Raw genomic sequence first — 18,072 nt, 5'->3', positions numbered from 1 at the left:
CGCTTAGCGACACATCCACCAGCGGCCCATATCCAGATGGAAGTGGTTACGGTGCGCGGCGTTATAGTCGGGGCTCAACACCCCATTGAAAGCCTGACACGCACTGTCACGCACCTGACGCAAAAACCGTGCATCAGCGCCCTGCCCCGGCCAGTCCTTGAGCACACTGATACGACGTCCATCGGCCAGGCGAAACCCGGCGATATCCAATGCATTGGCCGACGCGTGCTGGCTGAGTCGGCCTTCGGCGCGGTTGTAGACATTGCGACAGGCAAAACTGCCCAGGTGATCGACCCGCGTCACCGCTTGGCCGTATATCGCCTGAGCCGCCGGTTGCAGGCTGTGGCGCTCGAACAAGGCAAACGCTACCGCCAGTGGGCAACTGGCCAGGAAGCTGCTGCTCAAGCCAACCTCTGCGCCCTGTACCCTCAAAGTGTTGCGCAGGGGGCAAGCGGCGTCGGCGCGCGAGTCGGCCTGATGGCTCACCCGCAACCCCGAGGTTTTCAGCACCTGGTCGCACAGCGCGGGATCATCCTGCAGCCGCCCCAGTTTGTAGCGCGTCAACAGGTTCGGACTGGCGTGCACGTCCAGCGGCGCCCATGGGTTCCATTCATGCGGCAACGGCACCCAGCCGCGCCATACGCCTACGGCCAGCGCGCCGCCGAGCACCAGCAACGCGCCCATCCACCTGATCGACCGCACCGCTTAGCCCTTGAAGAATCGATTGGCCTGGTCGAATGGCATCTTGCGCTCGGTGAAGGTAAAGGTGCCCAGCCCGTAGATTTCCTGCGCCGCCCGATAGAACTCGCCATAGGCCGCCAGGGCCAGGGCCGAGCCCACGCTGATGCGCCGCACGCCCAGTTCGTTCAACTGCGCGACGCTGAGGTTCAGGCCACCGGACATCAACACATTCACCGGTTTGGGCGCGACGGCCTTGACCACCGCCAGCACCTCTTCGGCACTGCGCAGGCCCGGCGCATACAGCACATCGGCGCCCGCTTCGGCGTAGGCTTGCAGGCGGCGAATGGTGTCGGGCAAGTCCGGGCGACCATGCAGAAAGTTTTCTGCACGAGCCGTCAGCGTGAAGGGAAACCCCAGGCTGCGGGCGGCGGCAACGGCAGCCTCGACGCGCTCGACGGCGAGGTCGAAGGGGTAGATCGGATCGACGGCAACTCCGGTGGCGTCTTCGATGGAGCCGCCGACGATACCGGTGGCGGCAGCTCGCAGGATGGTCTGGGCACAGCCTTCGGGGGTGTCGCTGAAGCCGTTTTCCAAGTCAGCGGCGACTGGCAGCGAAGTCGCCCGAACTATGGCTCCGGCATTGCCCAGAGTGTCTTCCAGCGACAGCGCGCCTTCCGCATCCGGCCGTCCCAGGCTGAACGCAAAACCCGCGCTGGTGGTGGCCAACGCTTCGAAGCCCAGGCTGGCAAGCATGATGGCGGAGCCGGCGTCCCACGGATTGGGCATGACAAAGGCACGATCGCGCGCGTGCAGGGCTTTGAAGGTTTCGGCGCGAAGGGTTTGGGCATCCATGACTGACTCCTGGCGGGAAAGAAGCCCTAGAGTAACCCCAGTTGCTCCGCGACGGGTTCTCGATGCAAGGTTGGCAGCGGCGCGAGCCCTGGCAAACGCGCCATCAACTGGTCGTGGAAACGCAAGGCCAATTGCGCGGCGAGGCGGTTGTCCGAGGTGTGCAGGAACATGTAGGGAGTGCGCCCCTCTTCGATCCAGCTGGCGATTTTTTCGACCCAGGGCTTCAGGAACGGGTCGTTGGCTTCAAGCTCGGGATGCCCGATAAAGCGCACTTGGGGAAACAGAGTCAGCGCCGCCGGGCGCGGAGGCACCCTGGGCTTTTTCGATTGGGCATGCAGGACGGCCGCCGAGGTGGAGGTGCAACTGAACAGCGCGCGCGGATCGAGGCAGACGCGTTCGACACCGCGATCGCGCAGCAGGCGGTTAAGCCTGCGCTCGGCCTCGCCTTTGGCGAAGAACTCTTCGTGGCGAACTTCAACGGCCAGCGGGCGATCGATGCCATCGAGGAATCCGGCCAGCTCACCGAGGCGCTGCGGGGTAAAAGCCTTCGACAGTTGCAGCCACAGCGGCGAAACGCGCTCGCCCAAGGGGCTCATCAAGCCGACGAAGCTTTCCGCCGCCGGCAACTGCTCGCGCAAGTCACCGGCATGGCTGATATCACCCGGGAATTTGGCGGTGAAGCGAAAGTGCTCGGGCATGATCTCGGCCCAGCGCTGCACCGTGGCGACCGAGGGGCGCGCATAAAACGTGGTGTTGCCTTCAACCGCGTTGAAGACTTGGGAATAGAGTGCCAGGTAATCATTGGAGCGCGCATCGGCGGGATACAGATATTCCCGCCAGGCGTTTTCACTCCAGGACGGGCAGCCGATGTAGTAAGGCAGACGCATCAGATGTGGATATCGAGACCCAGCACTTCCATATCCCATTCGACAAAGCCGGCGGTGGTCAGGTAGCTGGCCAGGGCAGTGGCAACGCTTTTGCTCATGGAGCGGGGGAAGACCATGTCTTGCTGACGGGCGGGAAGACCGCTGATGCGGGCTTGGGTGCTGGGCTGCGCGTCGGAGTGGACTTCAATGAAGTCTGGCGAGTCCTCGACGGAGTCGTCCACAGTAACGTTAGCCTTACGCGGCTTACGTTTGATTGGGTACGACTGTGAGGAAAAGCCATCAATACGCATAGGCGCGAACTCGCTATCAGTAATGGCATTTTAGTGGCGCGATCCGTAGCGCGCAAATGCTCTGGTGATAACTAGAACACATAATTGGAAAAAGGTTTAAAACCCTGCGCAAATTCTGACGATTGGCGCTATTTCCCGCAGATTTACCGCAATTCTGGCGTCAAATAATCCCTCGCTCTGCCTTGGTCTGTGCGACTTTATCGCGCAGGTACACCGGCGCCGCCAGATCCGCCGCAATCGCCTCGCCGCGCTCGAAAGCAAAGCGTGCAAGGGTCAGCAGGTCTTCGGCATGGGGCAGCATCGCAGCGTCCTGATTCGCGAGCTGCACCCCCATACGCTCGCCATAGCCCCAGCCAGTCCCGGCACCGAACCAGTCGCCGCTGGCATCATCGGGCAGTACTGATGACTCCGGCGCTTGCACGGCTTCCACGCCAATCAGGCGCATTTCACCGGCACTCTCGCGGTAGCAGCCCCAATAGACTTCGTCCATGCGCGCATCAATCGCCGCCGCCACTTGCGTGGCGCCATGCTCACGCAGCGCACGTTGGGCCAGTACCGCGAGGTTGGACACCGGCAATACCGGACGCTCCAACGCAAACGCCAAGCCCTGCACCACGCCAATGGCAATCCGCACACCGGTAAACGCGCCGGGGCCACGGCCGAACGCGATGGCATCCACGGCGGCCAGGCTGGTACCGGCGTCTTCCAGCAGTTGCTTGATCATGGGCAGCAGCTTCTGCGCGTGCAGCCGCGGGATCACCTCGTAGTGGCTCGTTACCTTGCCGTCGTGCAGCAAGGCCACGGAGCAAGCTTCAGTCGCGGTGTCCAGGGCCAGCAGGGTGCTCATGGGTGTGGGTGTCCAAGTCGAAAAAAAGTGCGCCAGTATAAACAACAACGGCCCGCAAGCGGGCCGTTGTGAATGCAGCCGATCAACCCATCAGCTCAGTGCTTGCAGCACCTTGGCAGTGATCGCCTCCACGGAGCCGACGCCAGGAATATGGCTGTATTTCGGCTTGCCCTGTTTAGCGGACAACTGCTGGTAGAAGTCCACCAGAGGCTTGGTCTGGGAATGGTAGACCGACAGGCGATGACGTACGGTTTCTTCGGTGTCGTCTTTACGCTGCACCAGGTCTTCACCGGTGACATCGTCCTTGCCAGCCACTTTCGGCGGGTTGTAGACGATGTGATACACGCGGCCCGAGCCTTCGTGAACGCGGCGACCGGCGATACGCTGGACGATTTCTTCGTCTTCAACCGCGATCTCGACTACGGCGTCCAACTCGACACCGGCTTTCACCAGGGCTTCAGCCTGGGGAATGGTGCGCGGGAAGCCGTCGAACAGGAAACCGTTCTTGCAGTCTTCCTGGCTGATGCGTTCCTTGACCAGGTTGATGATCAGGTCATCGGAGACCAGGCCGCCGCTGTCCATCACACTCTTGGCGATCAGGCCCAGCTCGGTGCCGGCCTTGACGGCCGCGCGCAGCATGTCGCCGGTGGAGATTTGTGGAATGCCGAATTTTTCAGTGATGAACTTTGCCTGAGTACCTTTACCGGCCCCGGGAGCTCCCAGCAGAATGACGCGCATCGATGTGCTCCTCAATTTTTTATAGAGATGACGCTCGGATTCGCCGCGTGGGGCCAATCTCGTAAAAATGTGGTTCCAGGCCGATCAAACGGCCAAAGGCTGATCAAGATACACAGCAGGCCCTTACCACACAAGCCGCCAAAAGTAGGAGAAACCCGCGCCAGGCATGCGTCAGCCAAAGGGTTTGCCTGGGCGCAACCTACCCCCTCAAACAACGACCGCCCGTTTCAGGGCGGTCGTCGCGGTTGATTCGCAAGCTATTGAGAACAGGCGAAAAACCTCAACCGGTGTTGCGCAAACCGGCGGCAATACCGGCGACGGACACCAGCAGCGCCTGTTCCAGAGGGCTGTCCTGCGCCGCTTCGCGTTGGCGCGAGCGAGCAAGCAATTCGGCCTGCAGCAGGTGCAAGGGGTCGAGGTAGGTGTTGCGCAGGCGGATGAACTCCAGGGTGTCCGGACTGTGGGCCAACAGCTGCGACTGACCAGTCAGGCCAAGCACCACGTCACACGCCTGCGACAATAGGTCGCGTAAGTGCGCGCCCAATGGCAGCAAGTCGGGCTGCACCAGGCGCTCATCATAGAGGCGGGCGATATCGGCGTCGGCCTTGGCCAGCACCATTTCCAGCATATCAATGCGCGTGCGGAAGAACGGCCACTGCTCGCGCATCTGCCCCAGCAACTCACCCTCGCCGCGCTCCAGGGCTTTGCTCAATGCCGCTTCCCAGCCGAGCCAGGCGGGCAGCATCAGGCGGGTCTGGGTCCAGCCGAAGATCCAGGGAATCGCGCGCAGGCTTTCAATACCGCCGGCGCGCCGCTTCGCGGGTCGACTGCCAAGCGGCAAACGCCCCAACTCCTGCTCCGGCGTGGACTGGCGGAAATACTCGACGAATTGCGGATTTTCCCGCACTACCGCGCGGTAGGCGCTGACGCCGTCGGCCGCCAATTCGTCCATCAGATGACGCCAGGCCGGCTCCGGTGGCGGCGGTGGCAACAGCGTGGCTTCGAGTACCGCCGCCAGATAGAGGTTGAGGTTCTGTTCGGCGATATCCGGCAGGCCAAACTTGAAGCGGATCATCTCGCCCTGTTCGGTGGTGCGGAACCGCCCCGCCACCGAGCCCGGCGGCTGCGACAGGATCGCCGCATGCGCCGGGCCACCGCCACGGCCGACGGTGCCCCCACGACCGTGGAACAACAGCAATTCCACTTGTTGCTCACGGCAGATATCCACCAGCCGTTCCTGTGCCCGGTACTGCGCCCAGGCGGCGGCGGTGGTGCCGGCGTCCTTGGCCGAGTCCGAATAGCCGATCATCACTTCCTGCGGGCCGTGCAGCCGCGCGCGATAGCCCGGCAGTTGCAACAGCCGCTCCATTACCGGCCCGGCGTTATCCAGGTCGGCCAGGGTCTCGAACAGCGGCACGACGCGCATTGGCCGCTGTACGCCCGACTCTTTGAGCAGCAACTGCACCGCCAGGACATCCGAGGCGGCGCCGGCCATGGAAATCACATAGGAGCCCAACGATGCGGCCGGTGCAGCGGCGATTTCGCGGCAGGTGTTCAACACCTCAGCGGTGTCCGCCGACGGTTTGAAATAACCCGGCAGCAGCGGTCGACGATTGGTCAGTTCTTTGCTCAGGAAGTTGATGCGCGTGTCTTCGTCCCAGTCTTCATACCGACCCAGGCCGAGATAGTCGGTGATTTCGGTCATGGCCGACGAGTGACGCGTGGAATCCTGGCGCACATCCAGGCGGACCAGGAACAGGCCGAAAGTGACAGCGCGGCGCAGGCAGTCGAGCAACGGACCATCGGCAATCACGCCCATGCCGCACTCATGCAGCGACTGATAGCACAGCTCCAAGGGGCCGAGCAGGTCGCGATTGTCCTGCAACACCTGCGCCGGTGCCGGTGTAGCGCCACTCAACGCGGCATGGGCCCATTGGCGCGTGGCGCGCAGGCGTTCGCGCAGTTGCTTGAGCAAGGCACGGTAAGGCTCGACGCTGTCCCCCACCTGAGCCAGCAACGCCGGGCTGGCCTGCTGCATGGACAGCTCGGAGGCGAGCTGATCGATATCGCGCAGATACAAATCCGCCGCCATCCAGCGCGCCAGCAACAGCACTTCGCGAGTGACCGGCGCCGTGACATTCGGGTTGCCGTCCCGATCGCCGCCCATCCACGAGGCAAATCGAATCGGCGCGGCCTCAAGCGGCAGACGCAAACCGGTGGCGGCGTGCAAGGCCTGGTCGGCCTTGCGCAAATAATTGGGAATGGCCTGCCACAACGAATGCTCGATGACCGCAAAGCCCCATTTGGCTTCATCCACCGGCGTGGGCCGGACGCGGCGGATTTCTTCGGTGTGCCACGCCTCGGCGATCAGGCGTTGCAAGCGTTCACGGATCTGCTCGCGTTCGGCGCTGGTGAGGTCACGGTGGTCCTGCAGCGCCAGTTGCGCGGCAATCGCGTCATATTTCTGGATCAGCGTGCGGCGCGCGACTTCGGTGGGGTGGGCGGTGAGGACCAACTCGATCTCCAGCCGCGCCAATTGGCGGGCCAGGGATTCGTCACTGTGGCCTTCGCTTTGCAGACGGGCCAGCAACTCCGGCAGCACACGGGACTCGAAGGGCGCCGGCTGCGATTCATCGCGCCGATGAATCAACTGGTACTGCTCGGCAATGTTGGCCAGGTTGAGGAACTGGTTGAAGGCCCGCGCTACAGGCAGCAGTTCATCTTCCTGCAGCTGATTCAGGCTCGCGCTGAGCTCAGCGCCCGCGCCGCGCCGGTCAGCCTTGGCGCCTTTACGGATCTGCTCGATCTTGTCGAGAAAAGCATCGCCGTATTGCTCTCGAATGGTGTTGCCCAACAGTTCACCCAGCAGGTGAACATCCTCACGCAAGCGTGCATCGATATCACTCATCAGCCAATCTCCAGCCAGAAATCCGGGACGCGCAGGTGTTCCAGAGTGCCGTCGGCGGCGCTTTCTGACAAGACACTTTAAACCTTGCGGCTTGCAGCTAGTCTCAAGGTTAAGTCGCCGGGTTATCCACACCGGTGGCTGGTCACTCATTATTGAGGTTGCCATGAAAATTCGAGACCTGCCCCAGCATTGGGAAGAAACCGCCAAGGGTCGACTGACCCAAACCCAATACGCGATTCATCTGGACGTAGAAGCCGCCGCGCGGCTGGCTGCCCTTGCCGAAATGTACCCCAAGCGCCACACCGAAGAGCTGCTTGGCGAACTGATCGGCGCCGCCCTCGAAGAGCTGGAAGCCAGCTTTCCCTACGTCAAGGGCCAGCAGGTGATTGCCACCGATGAAGAAGGCGATCCGCTGTATGAAGACGTCGGGCCCACACCGCGCTTTCTGACGTTGTCGCGCCGCTATCTGCATGATTTGTCAGCGAGTGCTGACGAACCGCAGCACTGATCCTCCCTTATTCAAACCGATTAAACCCCTGTATTCCGGGCCTTTCAGCGGCCCGGCGTACCGCTGCGCGGGGTGAAAGTTCCAATTTTCTGAGGCTGACCATTCAGTCAGATATTTTTTTAGGCAAATCGCCATCTCCGCTGAACTTTTGAAAAAAGCATCCGGTCACAGCCAGTAAGCCATCACTTGGAACGCTCGTTTGAACTGGCGTCATGTGCTTAACCGCCGGGCCCGCAAACGAACGCCACGATGGATTTTTCAGGAGTTATCCAATGGAGTTGAAGACGATGAAGACCAGCACTGCCAAATCCTCGTTTAACCACCTGCGCGGGCTCAAATTGGCCGCGCTGGCAATCGGCACCAGCTTCGTTCTGGCTGGCTGTGCCGGTAACCCGCCGACCGAGCAATACGCAGTGACCCAATCTGCGGTCAACAGCGCGGTCAGCGCCGGCGGTACCGAGTTTGCAGCCGTGGAAATGAAGTCGGCCCAGGACAAGCTCAAAGAAGCCGAAATCGCCATGCACGACAAGAACTACGACAAGGCTCGTCAGTTGGCTGAACAAGCCGAGTGGGACGCTCGTGTCGCTGAGCGTAAAGCCCAGGCTGCCAAGGCTGAGCAAGCGGTGAAGGATTCCCAGAAAGCAGTTGACGAGTTGCGTAAGGAAGGCATGCGCCCGGCTGCTATCCAGCAGAAGTAAGCCGCTGCCCCTTGACTGCATCGCACCTGATATCGAATTGAAAGGACGACACGACTATGCGTAAACAATTGATGATCCCTGCCCTGTTGGCGATGAGCGTTGCCTTGGCAGCCTGCTCCACCCCGCCGAACGCAAATCTGGAAAACGCACGGACCAATTTCACGGCCCTGCAAACCAACCCGCAGGCTACCAAGCTCGCAGCGCTGGAAACCAAAGACGCCAGCGAGTGGCTGGACAAGGCAGACAAGGCCTACCGCGACAAGGAAGACGAGAAGAAAGTCGACCAGTTGGCTTACCTGACCAACCAGCGTGTAGAAGTGGCCAAAGACACCATTTCTCTGCGTGAGTCCGAAGCCAAGCTGAAAAACGCTGGCGACGAACGTGCCCGCGCCCTGCTGGACGCCCGTGACGCGCAGATCAAGCAACTGCAAGACAGCTTGAACGCCAAGCAAACCGATCGCGGCACCCTGGTGACCTTTGGTGACGTACTGTTCGCCACCAACAAGTCCGACCTTAAGTCCAGCGGCCTGGTGAATATCACCAAGCTGGCTCAGTTCCTGCGCGACAACCCGGACCGTAAAGTGATTGTCGAAGGCTACACCGACAGCACCGGTTCCGACTCGTACAACCAGAGCCTGTCCGAGCGCCGTGCGGCTTCTGTGCAACGTGCACTGGCACAGCAAGGCGTGGATATCTCGCGTATCGTGACCCAGGGCTACGGCAAGGAATACCCGGTTGCCGACAACGGTAGCGTATCGGGCCGTGCAATGAACCGCCGCGTTGAAGTGACCATCTCCAACGACAACCAACCGGTCAAGCCACGTTCTTCCGTCGCTAACTGATTGGTTTAAGCAGCATGAAAAAACCCACCTTACGGTGGGTTTTTTTTGGGTTCGTCAAACTGGATGGTGCGGTGAGTATCGTCGGCAGGCATTTCGATTTTGGGGCCATAAGCATTTTGCGACAGCTTATCCATCAGTTGCTTGAGTTCATCGTCCTCAGCGTCTCGCCGCTCCAGCTTCTGATGCTCCCTGGCCATGTCCAACATGTTGCGTATTGCAGCAATGGTTATCGCCACATTCTAGGCCCCGCTTTGTGTAGTTTCATCGCTGTCTGTGGCATCTGACGCGATACGGTTCCAGATATCGCGTCAACAACAAAACCGGTCGCTTGATGCAACCTGAAAAACCGCCAATGAAGGCGGTTTTCCAGAGGCACCCATCAGTAGTCGACGGAGCCTGTACCTTGGGATGGCGGAGACTGGATCTGGCCCTGGCCCTGACCGTCGCTTTGTCCCCCGCTTTGGCCATCTTGTGCGCCTTGACCACCCTGCGCCCCGCCAGCTTTCTGGGCGAGCAGTTTCTTCAGCAGTTCCTCCAATGCCTTGAGAGGATCTTCGCCACCCGCACCGCTATTTCCCTGGTTTCCCTGAGAACCTTTGGATTTAAGCTCCTGAATCTGATTCTTTACATCTTGAATCTGTTGGTCGAGCCCCTGCTGCGAGCCCCCCTGGCGATTGCCCGTATTACCGACACCGCCCAGGCCACCCATGTTTGCACCACCCGATACGCCGTTGATTCCCGCCATAAACGCTCACTCCAACCAATGAATAAAATGGACTGATCGGCAGCGCCAATCAGTCCATATCTGTGGTGGGAGCGTCAGGATGGTTCCGCTCAGCCGGGCGGACTGACAGGTGACAAATCCATAATCTGTAGAGATAACGGCACTTTCCCACGGCGGGGAAGCCGGCTGTTACTGCTGCAGTTGTGGGGTTTCCTGCCCCATGCAACGCACTGCCTGCTTCTTGTTATTCACCAGCACGCCACTCAGGCCTTTCTGGTCGGTGTCGAACATCACCAATACGCCATCAATGCACTGCGCCACTTGAGCGGCAGGGGTCAACGAGATTTTGTAGTCCTCACCCGGCACGGTCTTGAGCATCGTGAAATCGCTGAGCAACAGCGCATCCTCCGGCTTGGCGAAGTGCAGGTAGCCGTAGTACCACAGGCAACCGACAGTACCGATGATGGTGCCGATGCCAGTGAGAATCAGCGGGATCATGTTGCGCTCTTCACTCATTGCGGGCTCTCTGATGGGTCAGCTTCAGGTAGGGGATAATTCGGGATTTCGCCGAGACGCCGCAGGCCGTTGAAGTGCAGCGGGTCATCCAGGTAACGCAGCATCACGGTTTGCCAGGTCTTGTCGGCAAATGTCTGCACATGCCCACCTCGCGTCAGTTGCAACACCCTGGGCGCCGGTGCCGCCTGGTACAGGCGGATACCGTTGGCCAAGGGCACGATCGGATCATCCAGGCTGTGAAACAGCAGCTTGGGCACGCCAGTCAGTCGGGGCATGGCGTTGATCGCGCTGTCGGCGTCGGGCACCAGCCAGGACAGAGGGACCTGCAACGGCCATGTTAACCAGGACGTGCTCAGGGCAAATTGTCCCACGTCACGATAACTGGCGGGCACGCCATCCAATACCAGGGCCTTGAGCCGGGACTGGCGCTCGGGGTGGGCCGCCAGATAATGCACGGCTAACGCACCGCCCAGGCTCTGGCCAAGGACGATCAGCGGCTGGCCGCGGACTTCGGGCGCCTGATCGAGCCAACTGAACGCGGCATCCACGTCCTGATAAATCGCCGGCAATGACGGCTTGCCTTCGGAGAGCCCATAGCCGCGATAGTCGAGCAACAGCACTTGGTAGCCCTGCTCCGGCAACCACCAACTCCCGCCCAGGTGCCAGGCCAGATTGCCACCATTGCCGTGCAGGTGCAGCACCGTACCTTTGAGTGGCACGCCGGGCTTGGCGGGTAGCCACCAGGCGTGCAGCTTTACGCCGTCGGCAGTTGTGAGGGTGACGTCGCGGTACGCAAGGTGGGCTTTTTGCGGCGTGAACGGCAGGCCGGGCTCCGGGTAGAACAGCAGGGAGCTGCAGCCGTTCAATGTGAGTAGCAGGCAAAGAATGCCGAGGATTCTCATCCGTTGAAGCCTCGTGGGTGAGTTGAAAATAGCCAGCATCCTTACAGGATATTGGAGTAGTCCGCCTCGATGCGGTCCAGGCTCAAATGGTTGAGGAAGTTGGAGAAGCACATCCACGCCGCCAGTGCGTTCATGTCGCGAAACTGTTCGGGCAGGTATTTGGGCGGCACTACCAGGCCTTCATCGACCAGCTGGCGCAAGGTGCGCATGTCTTCAAGCGTGGTCTTGCCGCAGAACAACAACGGCACTTGCTCCAACTTGCCCTTGCGCACGGCCAACTGGATGTAGTTGTAGACCATGATAAAGCCCTTGAGGTAGGACAGATCCTTGGTAAACGGCAAGCCAGTGGGCACCGAGCCACGGAACACGCGACTGGCGTTGCCGTAGCTTTCAGCCATTTCAAAGCCTTGCTCGCGGAAGAATTCGAACACCTGCAGGAAGTCGGCGCCCTCCTCCACCATATGAATGGCGCGGGTGCGGTTGGTCAGTTTGCGCAGCCGGCTGGGGTAGGAAGCGAACGTGATGATCTCCATCAGGATCGCCAGGCCTTCCTGGGTCACGGTGGATGAAGGTGGGCCCTTGGACAGGAACGTGCAGATCGGCTGGTTCTGGCCGTTGAGGGTGGTGCCCACATGCACCAGGCCTTCGTGCACTTCCAGGGCGCGCACGTCACGGTCGTTGAACATCGCGTCCGCGCGGATCTTGATGTAGTCGGCGCCCGCCGCCGCGTCGGCGACGATGCCATCGGATTCGAACACGCGGATGGTTTCTTCGGCCTCGCCGAACACTTTGTTCAAGCGCGTTTGCAGCAAGGCGACGGCGTCCTTGGCGGTCAAGGTCTTGGCTTCGTCCTTGAGGTCGCCACGGCCGTCGATATTGTTCAGATAGTCCGAGAGCATCAGGCCCAGATCGGCCAGGGTCGGGTCACCGGCGTGGAAGGCGTCGGACGCGGCGCCGTAGAGTTCCTGGGAAATCAGGCCGAAATCCTCGGTGCCACGGGCCTCGAGCATACGCACGACCATGCGGTACTCCCGGCACATACGGCGCATGATCTGCCCTACCGGGCTGAACTGGCCGAGGCGGCGGGTGATGTCGCGCTCGATGTTCTGGAATTCCAGCTTGACCGCACTGGAGTCGAACGACAACGGGCGGTTCAGGTAGTAATCGCGATCCACGGCGGGCATGGCCTTGCCCTTGGCCTTGAGAAAGCCCTGGCGAATATTCTCGTCCCACTTCACGGCGTCGAGGACGCGGATCGGCGTTTGCGCCAGCACAATGCGATCGGACAAGGTGCGTATCGTCTGCTGGTAATCGTCCACCCGGTGCTTCCTCTTTAAACGTGGCCTTGCTGGTATCAGACCGAAGCCAATACCAGGTGCATGTAACGCTTGAGTATCTCCAGCATCTCGTCACCGGTCAGAGGCTCTGCGCCGCCCAACAGGCCCTGATATTCCATCCGACTGATAATCGCCGTCAACACCTTGGCATCCTGTTGCGGCTCGCGCGAGCCCAATACCTGGAAAAACTGCCCGGTGCCCTGCAACAGGATCTGCTGGTGGGAGCGTACCAGTTCGGCCAGGCGCGGATTCAACAAGGCTTCCTGGCGGAAGGCCTGCTCGGCCATCAGGTATTCACGGCGGTTGGCCAGTTGACGCTGCACGTAGTCGGCGGTCAGCCGCGCAATATCATCGGCCAGCTGCGAACGCGACGCCGGGCTGCCATCGCCATAGGCGACCATCTCGCGCAGCAGGCCTTCGTTGCGTACCCACAGTTTGCCCATGAAGGCAGCGCTGCGCTCGACGTATTGGGCAAAGGTGTCGGTGAGCAGGTCATCGATGTCTTTGAAATAGTACGTGGTCGCCGACAACGGTACGCCGGCCTCCGCCGCCACCGCCCGGTGGCGCACGGCACGGACCCCCTCGCGGACCACGATGCGCATGGCCGCATCGAGAATGTCTTGCCGACGTTGTTCACTGCCCCGGCGGCTGGCCTTGCGGCCTTGGTACTGGACGCTTTCAGCCACGGCAGCGGCAATGCCGGCGGCGCCTTCTTGAGCCATTACGCGGTTCACCACACTTCCTCTTTTAAGTGTGACGCGGAGCGTCACAAGATGCGTTCCCACGCAGAGCGTGGGAACGATCAACCGGTCACCAAAACCTGGCGCTGTTTGCTTGACGCGGGTATACGCCACATAAAAAAGCCGCCTTATAAAAGGCGGCTTCGGATTTCGCTACGGTTACGCTTGTGGCCGCATGTGCGGGAACAAGATCACATCGCGGATCGACGGCGAGTTGGTCAACAGCATCACCAGGCGGTCGATGCCGATACCTTCACCGGCGGTTGGCGGCATGCCGTATTCCAGCGCACGTACGAAGTCGGCGTCGTAGTGCATGGCTTCGTCGTCGCCGGCGTCCTTGTCGGCCACCTGGGCCATGAAGCGCTCGGCCTGGTCTTCCGCGTCGTTCAGCTCGGAATAGGCGTTGGCGATTTCGCGGCCACCGATGAACAGCTCGAAACGGTCGGTGACGTTCGGGTTGTCATCGTTGCGACGGGCCAGCGGCGACACTTCGAACGGGTACTGGGTAATGAAGTGCGGCTGTTCCAGCTTGTGCTCCACCAGCTCTTCGAAAATCATCACCTGCAGTTTGCCCAGGCCTTCGAAGCCCAGCACCTTGGCGCCGGCTTTCTTGGCGATGGCACGGGCCTTGTCGATGTCGTTCAGATCATCGGCGGTCAGCTCAGGGTTGTACTTGAGGATCGAGTCGAACACCGACAGGCGCACGAACGGCTCGCCGAAGTGGAAGACCTTGTCGCCGTACGGCACGTCGGTACTGCCCAGCACCAGCTGCGCCAGCTCGCGGAACAGTTCTTCGGTGAGGTCCATGTTGTCTTCGTAGTCGGCGTAGGCCTGGTAGAACTCCAACATGGTGAATTCAGGGTTGTGCCGGGTCGAGACGCCTTCGTTACGGAAGTTGCGGTTGATTTCGAAGACTTTCTCGAAACCGCCGACCACCAGGCGCTTGAGGTACAGCTCCGGCGCGATGCGCAGGAACATTGGCAGGTCCAGCGCATTGTGGTGGGTTTCGAACGGCTTGGCTGCGGCACCACCGGGGATGGTCTGCAGCATCGGCGTTTCCACTTCGAGGAAGTCACGCTGCATCAGGAAGCTGCGGATGTGGGCGATGACTTGCGAACGCACGCGGAAGGTCTGGCGCACGTCTTCGTTGACGATCAGGTCAACGTAGCGCTGGCGGTAGCGCTGCTCGGTGTCGGTCAGGCCGTGGTGCTTGTCCGGCAGCGGGCGCAGCGATTTGGTCAGCAGGCGTACGCTGGTCATTTCGACATACAGGTCGCCCTTGCCGGAACGGGCCAGGGTGCCTTCGGCGGCGATGATGTCGCCCATGTCCCAGGTTTTCACCGAGGCCAGGGTTTCTTCGGAAAGGGTCTTGCGGTTGACGTAGACCTGGATACGCCCGGTCATGTCCTGAATCACCATGAACGAGCCACGGTTGAGCATGATGCGACCCGCCACCTTGACCGGGATCGCCGCTTCTGCCAGCTCTTCCTTGGTCTTGTCCGCGTACTGCTTCTGCAAGGCATCGCAGTAGTTTTCGCGGCGGAAGTCGTTGGGGAAGGCGTTACCCTTGGCGCGCTCGGCAGCAAGCTTTTCCTTGCGCAGGGCGATCAGGGAGTTTTCTTCCTGTTGCAGGGCTTGCGGGTCGAGTTGTTGGTCGCTCATGTCTTTTGAAATTCCATCACAGATACGTTTTCCCCAGCCTTCGGCTGGGGATCGCGAGGCAAGGACTAGGCGTCCCCCCCACTCCTACAGGGTTCTTTAGAGGCCCGATTTCAGGCTGGCTTCCAGGTATTCGTCGATATCGCCGTCGAGCACCTTGTCGCAGTCGCTGCGTTCGATGTTAGTGCGCAAATCCTTGATCCGCGACGCATCGAGCACATAGGAGCGGATCTGGTGACCCCAACCGATGTCCGACTTGGTGTCTTCCAGTGCTTGAGAAGCGGCGTTGCGCTTCTGCATTTCCTGCTCGTACAACTTGGCCCGCAACATTTTCATGGCGGTGTCCTTGTTCGCGTGCTGGGAACGCTCGTTCTGGCAACTGACCACGGTGTTGGTCGGTACGTGGGTGATACGCACGGCCGAGTCGGTGGTGTTTACGTGCTGGCCACCGGCACCGGAGGAGCGGTAGGTGTCGATACGCAGGTCGGCCGGGTTGATCTCGATTTCCACCTTGTCATCGATCTCTGGCGAGACGAAAACAGCGGAGAACGAGGTATGGCGACGGTTGCCGGAGTCGAACGGGCTCTTGCGCACCAGGCGGTGTACGCCGATCTCGGTACGCAGCCAGCCAAAGGCGTATTCACCCTTGATGTGCACGGTGGCGCCCTTGATGCCCGCCACTTCACCGGCCGACAGTTCCATGATGGTCGCGTCGAAACCGCGCTTGTCGGCCCAGCGCAGGTACATGCGCAGCAGGATGTTGGCCCAGTCCTGGGCCTCGGTGCCGCCGGAACCGGCCTGGATGTCCAGGTAGGCGTTGTTCGGGTCCATTTCGTGGCTGAACATGCGGCGGAATTCAAGCTTGGCGAGGTTTTCCTCGAGACGGGCCAGCTCGGCGACGACATCGCCCACTGCGCCTTCGTCATCTTCTTCGACGGCCATGTCCAGCAAGTCGCGGCAGTCGGCCAGGCCGGTGTTCAGTTCGTCGAGCGTGTCGACGATCTGCGCCAGCGCAGCGCGCTCGCGGCCCAGTTCCTGGGCATATTCAGGTTTGTTCCAGACACTCGGATCTTCAAGCTCGCGATTGACTTCGGTCAGGCGCTCATGCTTTTGATCGTAGTCAAAGATACCCCCGAATAGTTTCGGAGCGCTCGGACAGGTCCTTGATGGTGTTCAGGATCGGGTTGATTTCCATGGCGGGCAGCACTCGTTGGCGAACTTTTGAAAGCCGGCGAGTATAACGGCAAACGCCTGGAAACGGCAGCCCGCCTGGTCGAAAAGGCGCGATTTTGTACACAATCCCAAGGCCAGACAGCGATGCAAATGTGGGAGGGGGCTTGCCCCTGATGGCCATGGATATCTACACAACGTGTAGCAGTCTATGGTAACCACGATGCGAAGCGAGCCGCTCTTGCTCTTGCTTTGGATCTTGATCTCAGTCGCCCCGTTAACCACGCTGGCCGAACGCAGGCTTGAATCCGTGGGTAACCCGGCAGGACGCCGGGTTAGCCGCCCTGCGCCATGGATGGCGCATGGCGGCGGCCCACGGATTCAAGCCTGCGTTCGGGCACACCGAGCCCAAGCGAGGTGCCGAGTGGTGGGGCGAGGACCTTTTGGTTACTTTTGGGTCCTTCCAAAAGTGACCCGCTGTAAGAGCGGAACCATAAGCCGCCGTTACCGCAGCAATGGATATGTACTCGCTCTGATCCAACATCATGGTCGGCTATCAGGCCGCCATCGGGAGCAAGCCCCCTCCCACATTTAGGTCGCGGGGCATCAGTTTGAGAGGCTTCGGCTCCCGAGCCGTCACAGGTTCAGGGCCGTGCCAAAGTTGTATAGATACCCATGGCTATCAGGGGCAAGCCCCTCCCACATTTGGCTTTGAGTCGGCCTTGAGTTACTCGATGCCGACCTGATTGCGCCCATTGTGCTTTGCCATGTACAACCCCTTGTCCGCTGCCATGATCAACTGGCGGCAATCCGTACCTTGCACCGGGGTCAGGGTCGACAAGCCAATGCTGATGGTCAGGCTCGCGCCCTCAGCCGGTGCGATATGCGGGATGTTCAGCGCGGCCACTGCCATGCGCAGTTTTTCCGCGACCAGCCGCGCACCGCCCGGTGAGGTGTTGGGCAGCACCAGGGCGAATTCTTCACCGCCGTAGCGCGCCGGCAGGTCCGAGGGGCGGCTGCTGGCTTCGCGGATGGTGGCGGCGACTTTGCGCAGGGCTTCGTCGCCTTCGACGTGACCGAAGCTATCGTTGAAGGTCTTGAAGAAGTCCACGTCGATCATCAACAAGGAGAGCTGGGTCTGGTCGCGCATGGCACGGCGCCATTCCAGTTCCAGGTATTCGTCGAAGTGACGGCGATTGGACAGCCCGGTCAGGCCATCGGAATTCATCAGCCGTTGCAGCACCAGGTTGGTGTCCAGCAACTGTTGCTGGCTGACCCGCAGCGCGCGGTAAGCCGCGTCCCGCTGCAACAGGGTCATGTAGGAGCGCGAGTGATAACGGATGCGCGCCACCAATTCGATATTGTCCGGCAGCTTGACCAGGTAATCGTTGGCCCCGGCCGCAAAGGCTGCGCTCTTGATCAGCGGGTCCTCTTTGGTGGAGAGCACGATGATCGGGATATTCGCCGTGGCCGGGTGATTGCGGTATTCGCGCACCAGGGTCAGGCCGTCGAGGCCGGGCATGACCAAGTCTTGCAGAATCACCGTCGGCTTGATGCGAATCGCCTGGGAGATCGCCTGGTGCGGGTCGGCGCAAAAGTGGAAGTCGATGTTTTCTTCATGGGCCAGGCCGCGCCGCACGGCTTCGCCGATCATGGCCTGGTCGTCGACCAGCAGCACCATGGCGGCGTTTTCGTCGGTCTTGAAGCCGTCGAGTTGTAAATCAATCATGTGCAGTCACCTGAATTACTGCCTGCAAACCAGCACAGCGGGAG

At 60.8% G+C, this 18,072-nt stretch carries 19 protein-coding genes; 3 read left to right on the top strand and 16 right to left on the bottom strand.

From position 1 onward, the window contains the following. Positions 1-3 precede the first annotated feature (3 nt). The 7 genes from C4J85_RS06030 to ppc form a co-directional block, all read right to left on the bottom strand. Positions 4-684, bottom strand: coding sequence for an extensin family protein (locus C4J85_RS06030; RefSeq protein WP_124409216.1), 681 nt, complete (start codon positions 682-684; stop codon positions 4-6). Between the two features lie 21 nt (positions 685-705). Further along, a complete protein-coding gene (locus C4J85_RS06025) occupies positions 706-1,533 on the bottom strand; it encodes an isocitrate lyase/phosphoenolpyruvate mutase family protein (RefSeq protein ID WP_124366092.1) in 828 nt (275 codons plus the stop codon). A gap of 26 nt (positions 1,534-1,559) precedes the next feature. After that, entirely contained in the window at positions 1,560-2,420 is an 861-nt protein-coding gene (locus C4J85_RS06020; RefSeq protein ID WP_124409215.1) for a DUF72 domain-containing protein, read from the bottom strand. Continuing rightward, the gene (locus tag C4J85_RS06015) at positions 2,420-2,710 is read right to left on the bottom strand and encodes a hypothetical protein (RefSeq protein ID WP_124361584.1); all 291 of its coding nucleotides are present in this window, start codon (positions 2,708-2,710) and stop codon (positions 2,420-2,422) included. Before C4J85_RS06015 ends, C4J85_RS06020 begins: the two co-directional genes overlap by 1 nt. Positions 2,711-2,870: 160 nt before the next feature. Then, positions 2,871-3,557: a tRNA (adenosine(37)-N6)-threonylcarbamoyltransferase complex dimerization subunit type 1 TsaB gene (gene tsaB, locus C4J85_RS06010; protein WP_124409214.1), complete on the bottom strand. Its 687-nt coding sequence runs from the start codon at positions 3,555-3,557 to the stop codon at positions 2,871-2,873. Between the two features lie 90 nt (positions 3,558-3,647). Next, positions 3,648-4,295, bottom strand: coding sequence for an adenylate kinase (gene adk / locus C4J85_RS06005; RefSeq protein ID WP_124361582.1), 648 nt, complete (start codon positions 4,293-4,295; stop codon positions 3,648-3,650). A 280-nt stretch (positions 4,296-4,575) separates the two neighbouring features. Further along, a complete protein-coding gene (gene ppc / locus C4J85_RS06000; RefSeq protein ID WP_124409213.1) occupies positions 4,576-7,203 on the bottom strand; it encodes a phosphoenolpyruvate carboxylase in 2,628 nt (875 codons plus the stop codon). 163 nt (positions 7,204-7,366) lie between these two features. Between ppc and C4J85_RS05995 the strand changes: the two genes are divergently transcribed. From C4J85_RS05995 to C4J85_RS05985, 3 genes are all read left to right on the top strand, one after another. Further along, entirely contained in the window at positions 7,367-7,711 is a 345-nt protein-coding gene (locus C4J85_RS05995) for a pilin assembly protein (protein WP_124366088.1), read from the top strand. A gap of 272 nt (positions 7,712-7,983) precedes the next feature. Next, positions 7,984-8,409, top strand: coding sequence for a DUF4398 domain-containing protein (locus C4J85_RS05990; protein ID WP_124361579.1), 426 nt, complete (start codon positions 7,984-7,986; stop codon positions 8,407-8,409). Between the two features lie 56 nt (positions 8,410-8,465). Then, positions 8,466-9,251, top strand: a complete 786-nt coding sequence (locus tag C4J85_RS05985) for an OmpA family protein (RefSeq protein WP_104501912.1) — start codon at positions 8,466-8,468, stop codon at positions 9,249-9,251. Positions 9,252-9,280: 29 nt separating this feature from the next. Here C4J85_RS05985 and C4J85_RS05980 read toward each other — a convergent pair whose 3' ends face one another. The 9 genes from C4J85_RS05980 to C4J85_RS05935 all read right to left on the bottom strand — a co-directional run bounded on the left by C4J85_RS05980 (position 9,281) and on the right by C4J85_RS05935 (position 18,028). Next, positions 9,281-9,487 carry a hypothetical protein gene (locus C4J85_RS05980; RefSeq protein WP_124361578.1) on the bottom strand — a complete coding sequence of 69 codons (207 nt, stop codon included), beginning with the start codon at positions 9,485-9,487 and terminating at the stop codon, positions 9,281-9,283. A gap of 143 nt (positions 9,488-9,630) precedes the next feature. Further along, a complete protein-coding gene (locus C4J85_RS05975; RefSeq protein ID WP_177413561.1) occupies positions 9,631-9,996 on the bottom strand; it encodes a hypothetical protein in 366 nt (121 codons plus the stop codon). Between the two features lie 168 nt (positions 9,997-10,164). Next, positions 10,165-10,491, bottom strand: coding sequence for a hypothetical protein (locus C4J85_RS05970; RefSeq protein WP_124366087.1), 327 nt, complete (start codon positions 10,489-10,491; stop codon positions 10,165-10,167). Continuing rightward, complete coding sequence (locus C4J85_RS05965) at positions 10,488-11,393, bottom strand: alpha/beta hydrolase (RefSeq protein WP_124409212.1); 906 nt, start codon at positions 11,391-11,393, stop codon at positions 10,488-10,490. The genes C4J85_RS05970 and C4J85_RS05965 overlap by 4 nt, the downstream gene beginning before the upstream one ends. A gap of 41 nt (positions 11,394-11,434) precedes the next feature. Then, the gene (locus tag C4J85_RS05960) at positions 11,435-12,712 is read right to left on the bottom strand and encodes a flavohemoglobin expression-modulating QEGLA motif protein (protein WP_124361575.1); all 1,278 of its coding nucleotides are present in this window, start codon (positions 12,710-12,712) and stop codon (positions 11,435-11,437) included. A 35-nt stretch (positions 12,713-12,747) separates the two neighbouring features. Further along, complete coding sequence (locus C4J85_RS05955; RefSeq protein ID WP_124366085.1) at positions 12,748-13,464, bottom strand: TetR/AcrR family transcriptional regulator; 717 nt, start codon at positions 13,462-13,464, stop codon at positions 12,748-12,750. A 165-nt stretch (positions 13,465-13,629) separates the two neighbouring features. Beyond that, positions 13,630-15,132 carry a lysine--tRNA ligase gene (gene lysS / locus C4J85_RS05950; RefSeq protein ID WP_124361573.1) on the bottom strand — a complete coding sequence of 501 codons (1,503 nt, stop codon included), beginning with the start codon at positions 15,130-15,132 and terminating at the stop codon, positions 13,630-13,632. A gap of 96 nt (positions 15,133-15,228) precedes the next feature. Continuing rightward, a protein-coding gene (gene prfB / locus C4J85_RS05945) for a peptide chain release factor 2 (RefSeq protein ID WP_100226016.1) occupies positions 15,229-16,324 on the bottom strand; the annotation gives its coding sequence in 2 pieces (ribosomal slippage) (positions 15,229-16,251 and positions 16,253-16,324; 1,095 coding nt in all). Between the two features lie 702 nt (positions 16,325-17,026). Continuing rightward, positions 17,027-18,028, bottom strand: coding sequence for a PleD family two-component system response regulator (locus C4J85_RS05935; RefSeq protein WP_124366083.1), 1,002 nt, complete (start codon positions 18,026-18,028; stop codon positions 17,027-17,029). Positions 18,029-18,072: the final 44 nt, after the last annotated feature.

Source organism: Pseudomonas sp. R4-34-07 (genome assembly GCF_003852375.1).
GTDB lineage: Bacteria > Pseudomonadota > Gammaproteobacteria > Pseudomonadales > Pseudomonadaceae > Aquipseudomonas.
The sequence above is the reverse complement of the archived record's forward strand: the minus strand, read 5'-3'. Positions and strand labels throughout refer to the sequence as shown.

Excerpts from the sequence above, each read along its gene's own strand:
- C4J85_RS06030 (WP_124409216.1), bottom strand. The coding sequence starts at position 684 with ATGGGCGCGTTGCTGGTGCTCGGCGGCGCGCTGGCCGTAGGCGTATGG.
- C4J85_RS06025 (WP_124366092.1), bottom strand. The coding sequence starts at position 1,533 with ATGGATGCCCAAACCCTTCGCGCCGAAACCTTCAAAGCCCTGCACGCG.
- C4J85_RS06020 (WP_124409215.1), bottom strand. The coding sequence starts at position 2,420 with ATGCGTCTGCCTTACTACATCGGCTGCCCGTCCTGGAGTGAAAACGCC.
- C4J85_RS06015 (WP_124361584.1), bottom strand. The coding sequence starts at position 2,710 with ATGCGTATTGATGGCTTTTCCTCACAGTCGTACCCAATCAAACGTAAG.
- tsaB (WP_124409214.1), bottom strand. The coding sequence starts at position 3,557 with ATGAGCACCCTGCTGGCCCTGGACACCGCGACTGAAGCTTGCTCCGTG.
- adk (WP_124361582.1), bottom strand. The coding sequence starts at position 4,295 with ATGCGCGTCATTCTGCTGGGAGCTCCCGGGGCCGGTAAAGGTACTCAG.
- ppc (WP_124409213.1), bottom strand. The coding sequence starts at position 7,203 with ATGAGTGATATCGATGCACGCTTGCGTGAGGATGTTCACCTGCTGGGT.
- C4J85_RS05995 (WP_124366088.1), top strand. The coding sequence starts at position 7,367 with ATGAAAATTCGAGACCTGCCCCAGCATTGGGAAGAAACCGCCAAGGGT.
- C4J85_RS05990 (WP_124361579.1), top strand. The coding sequence starts at position 7,984 with ATGGAGTTGAAGACGATGAAGACCAGCACTGCCAAATCCTCGTTTAAC.
- C4J85_RS05985 (WP_104501912.1), top strand. The coding sequence starts at position 8,466 with ATGCGTAAACAATTGATGATCCCTGCCCTGTTGGCGATGAGCGTTGCC.
- C4J85_RS05975 (WP_177413561.1), bottom strand. The coding sequence starts at position 9,996 with ATGGCGGGAATCAACGGCGTATCGGGTGGTGCAAACATGGGTGGCCTG.
- C4J85_RS05970 (WP_124366087.1), bottom strand. The coding sequence starts at position 10,491 with ATGAGTGAAGAGCGCAACATGATCCCGCTGATTCTCACTGGCATCGGC.
- C4J85_RS05965 (WP_124409212.1), bottom strand. The coding sequence starts at position 11,393 with ATGAGAATCCTCGGCATTCTTTGCCTGCTACTCACATTGAACGGCTGC.
- lysS (WP_124361573.1), bottom strand. The coding sequence starts at position 15,132 with ATGAGCGACCAACAACTCGACCCGCAAGCCCTGCAACAGGAAGAAAAC.
- C4J85_RS05935 (WP_124366083.1), bottom strand. The coding sequence starts at position 18,028 with ATGATTGATTTACAACTCGACGGCTTCAAGACCGACGAAAACGCCGCC.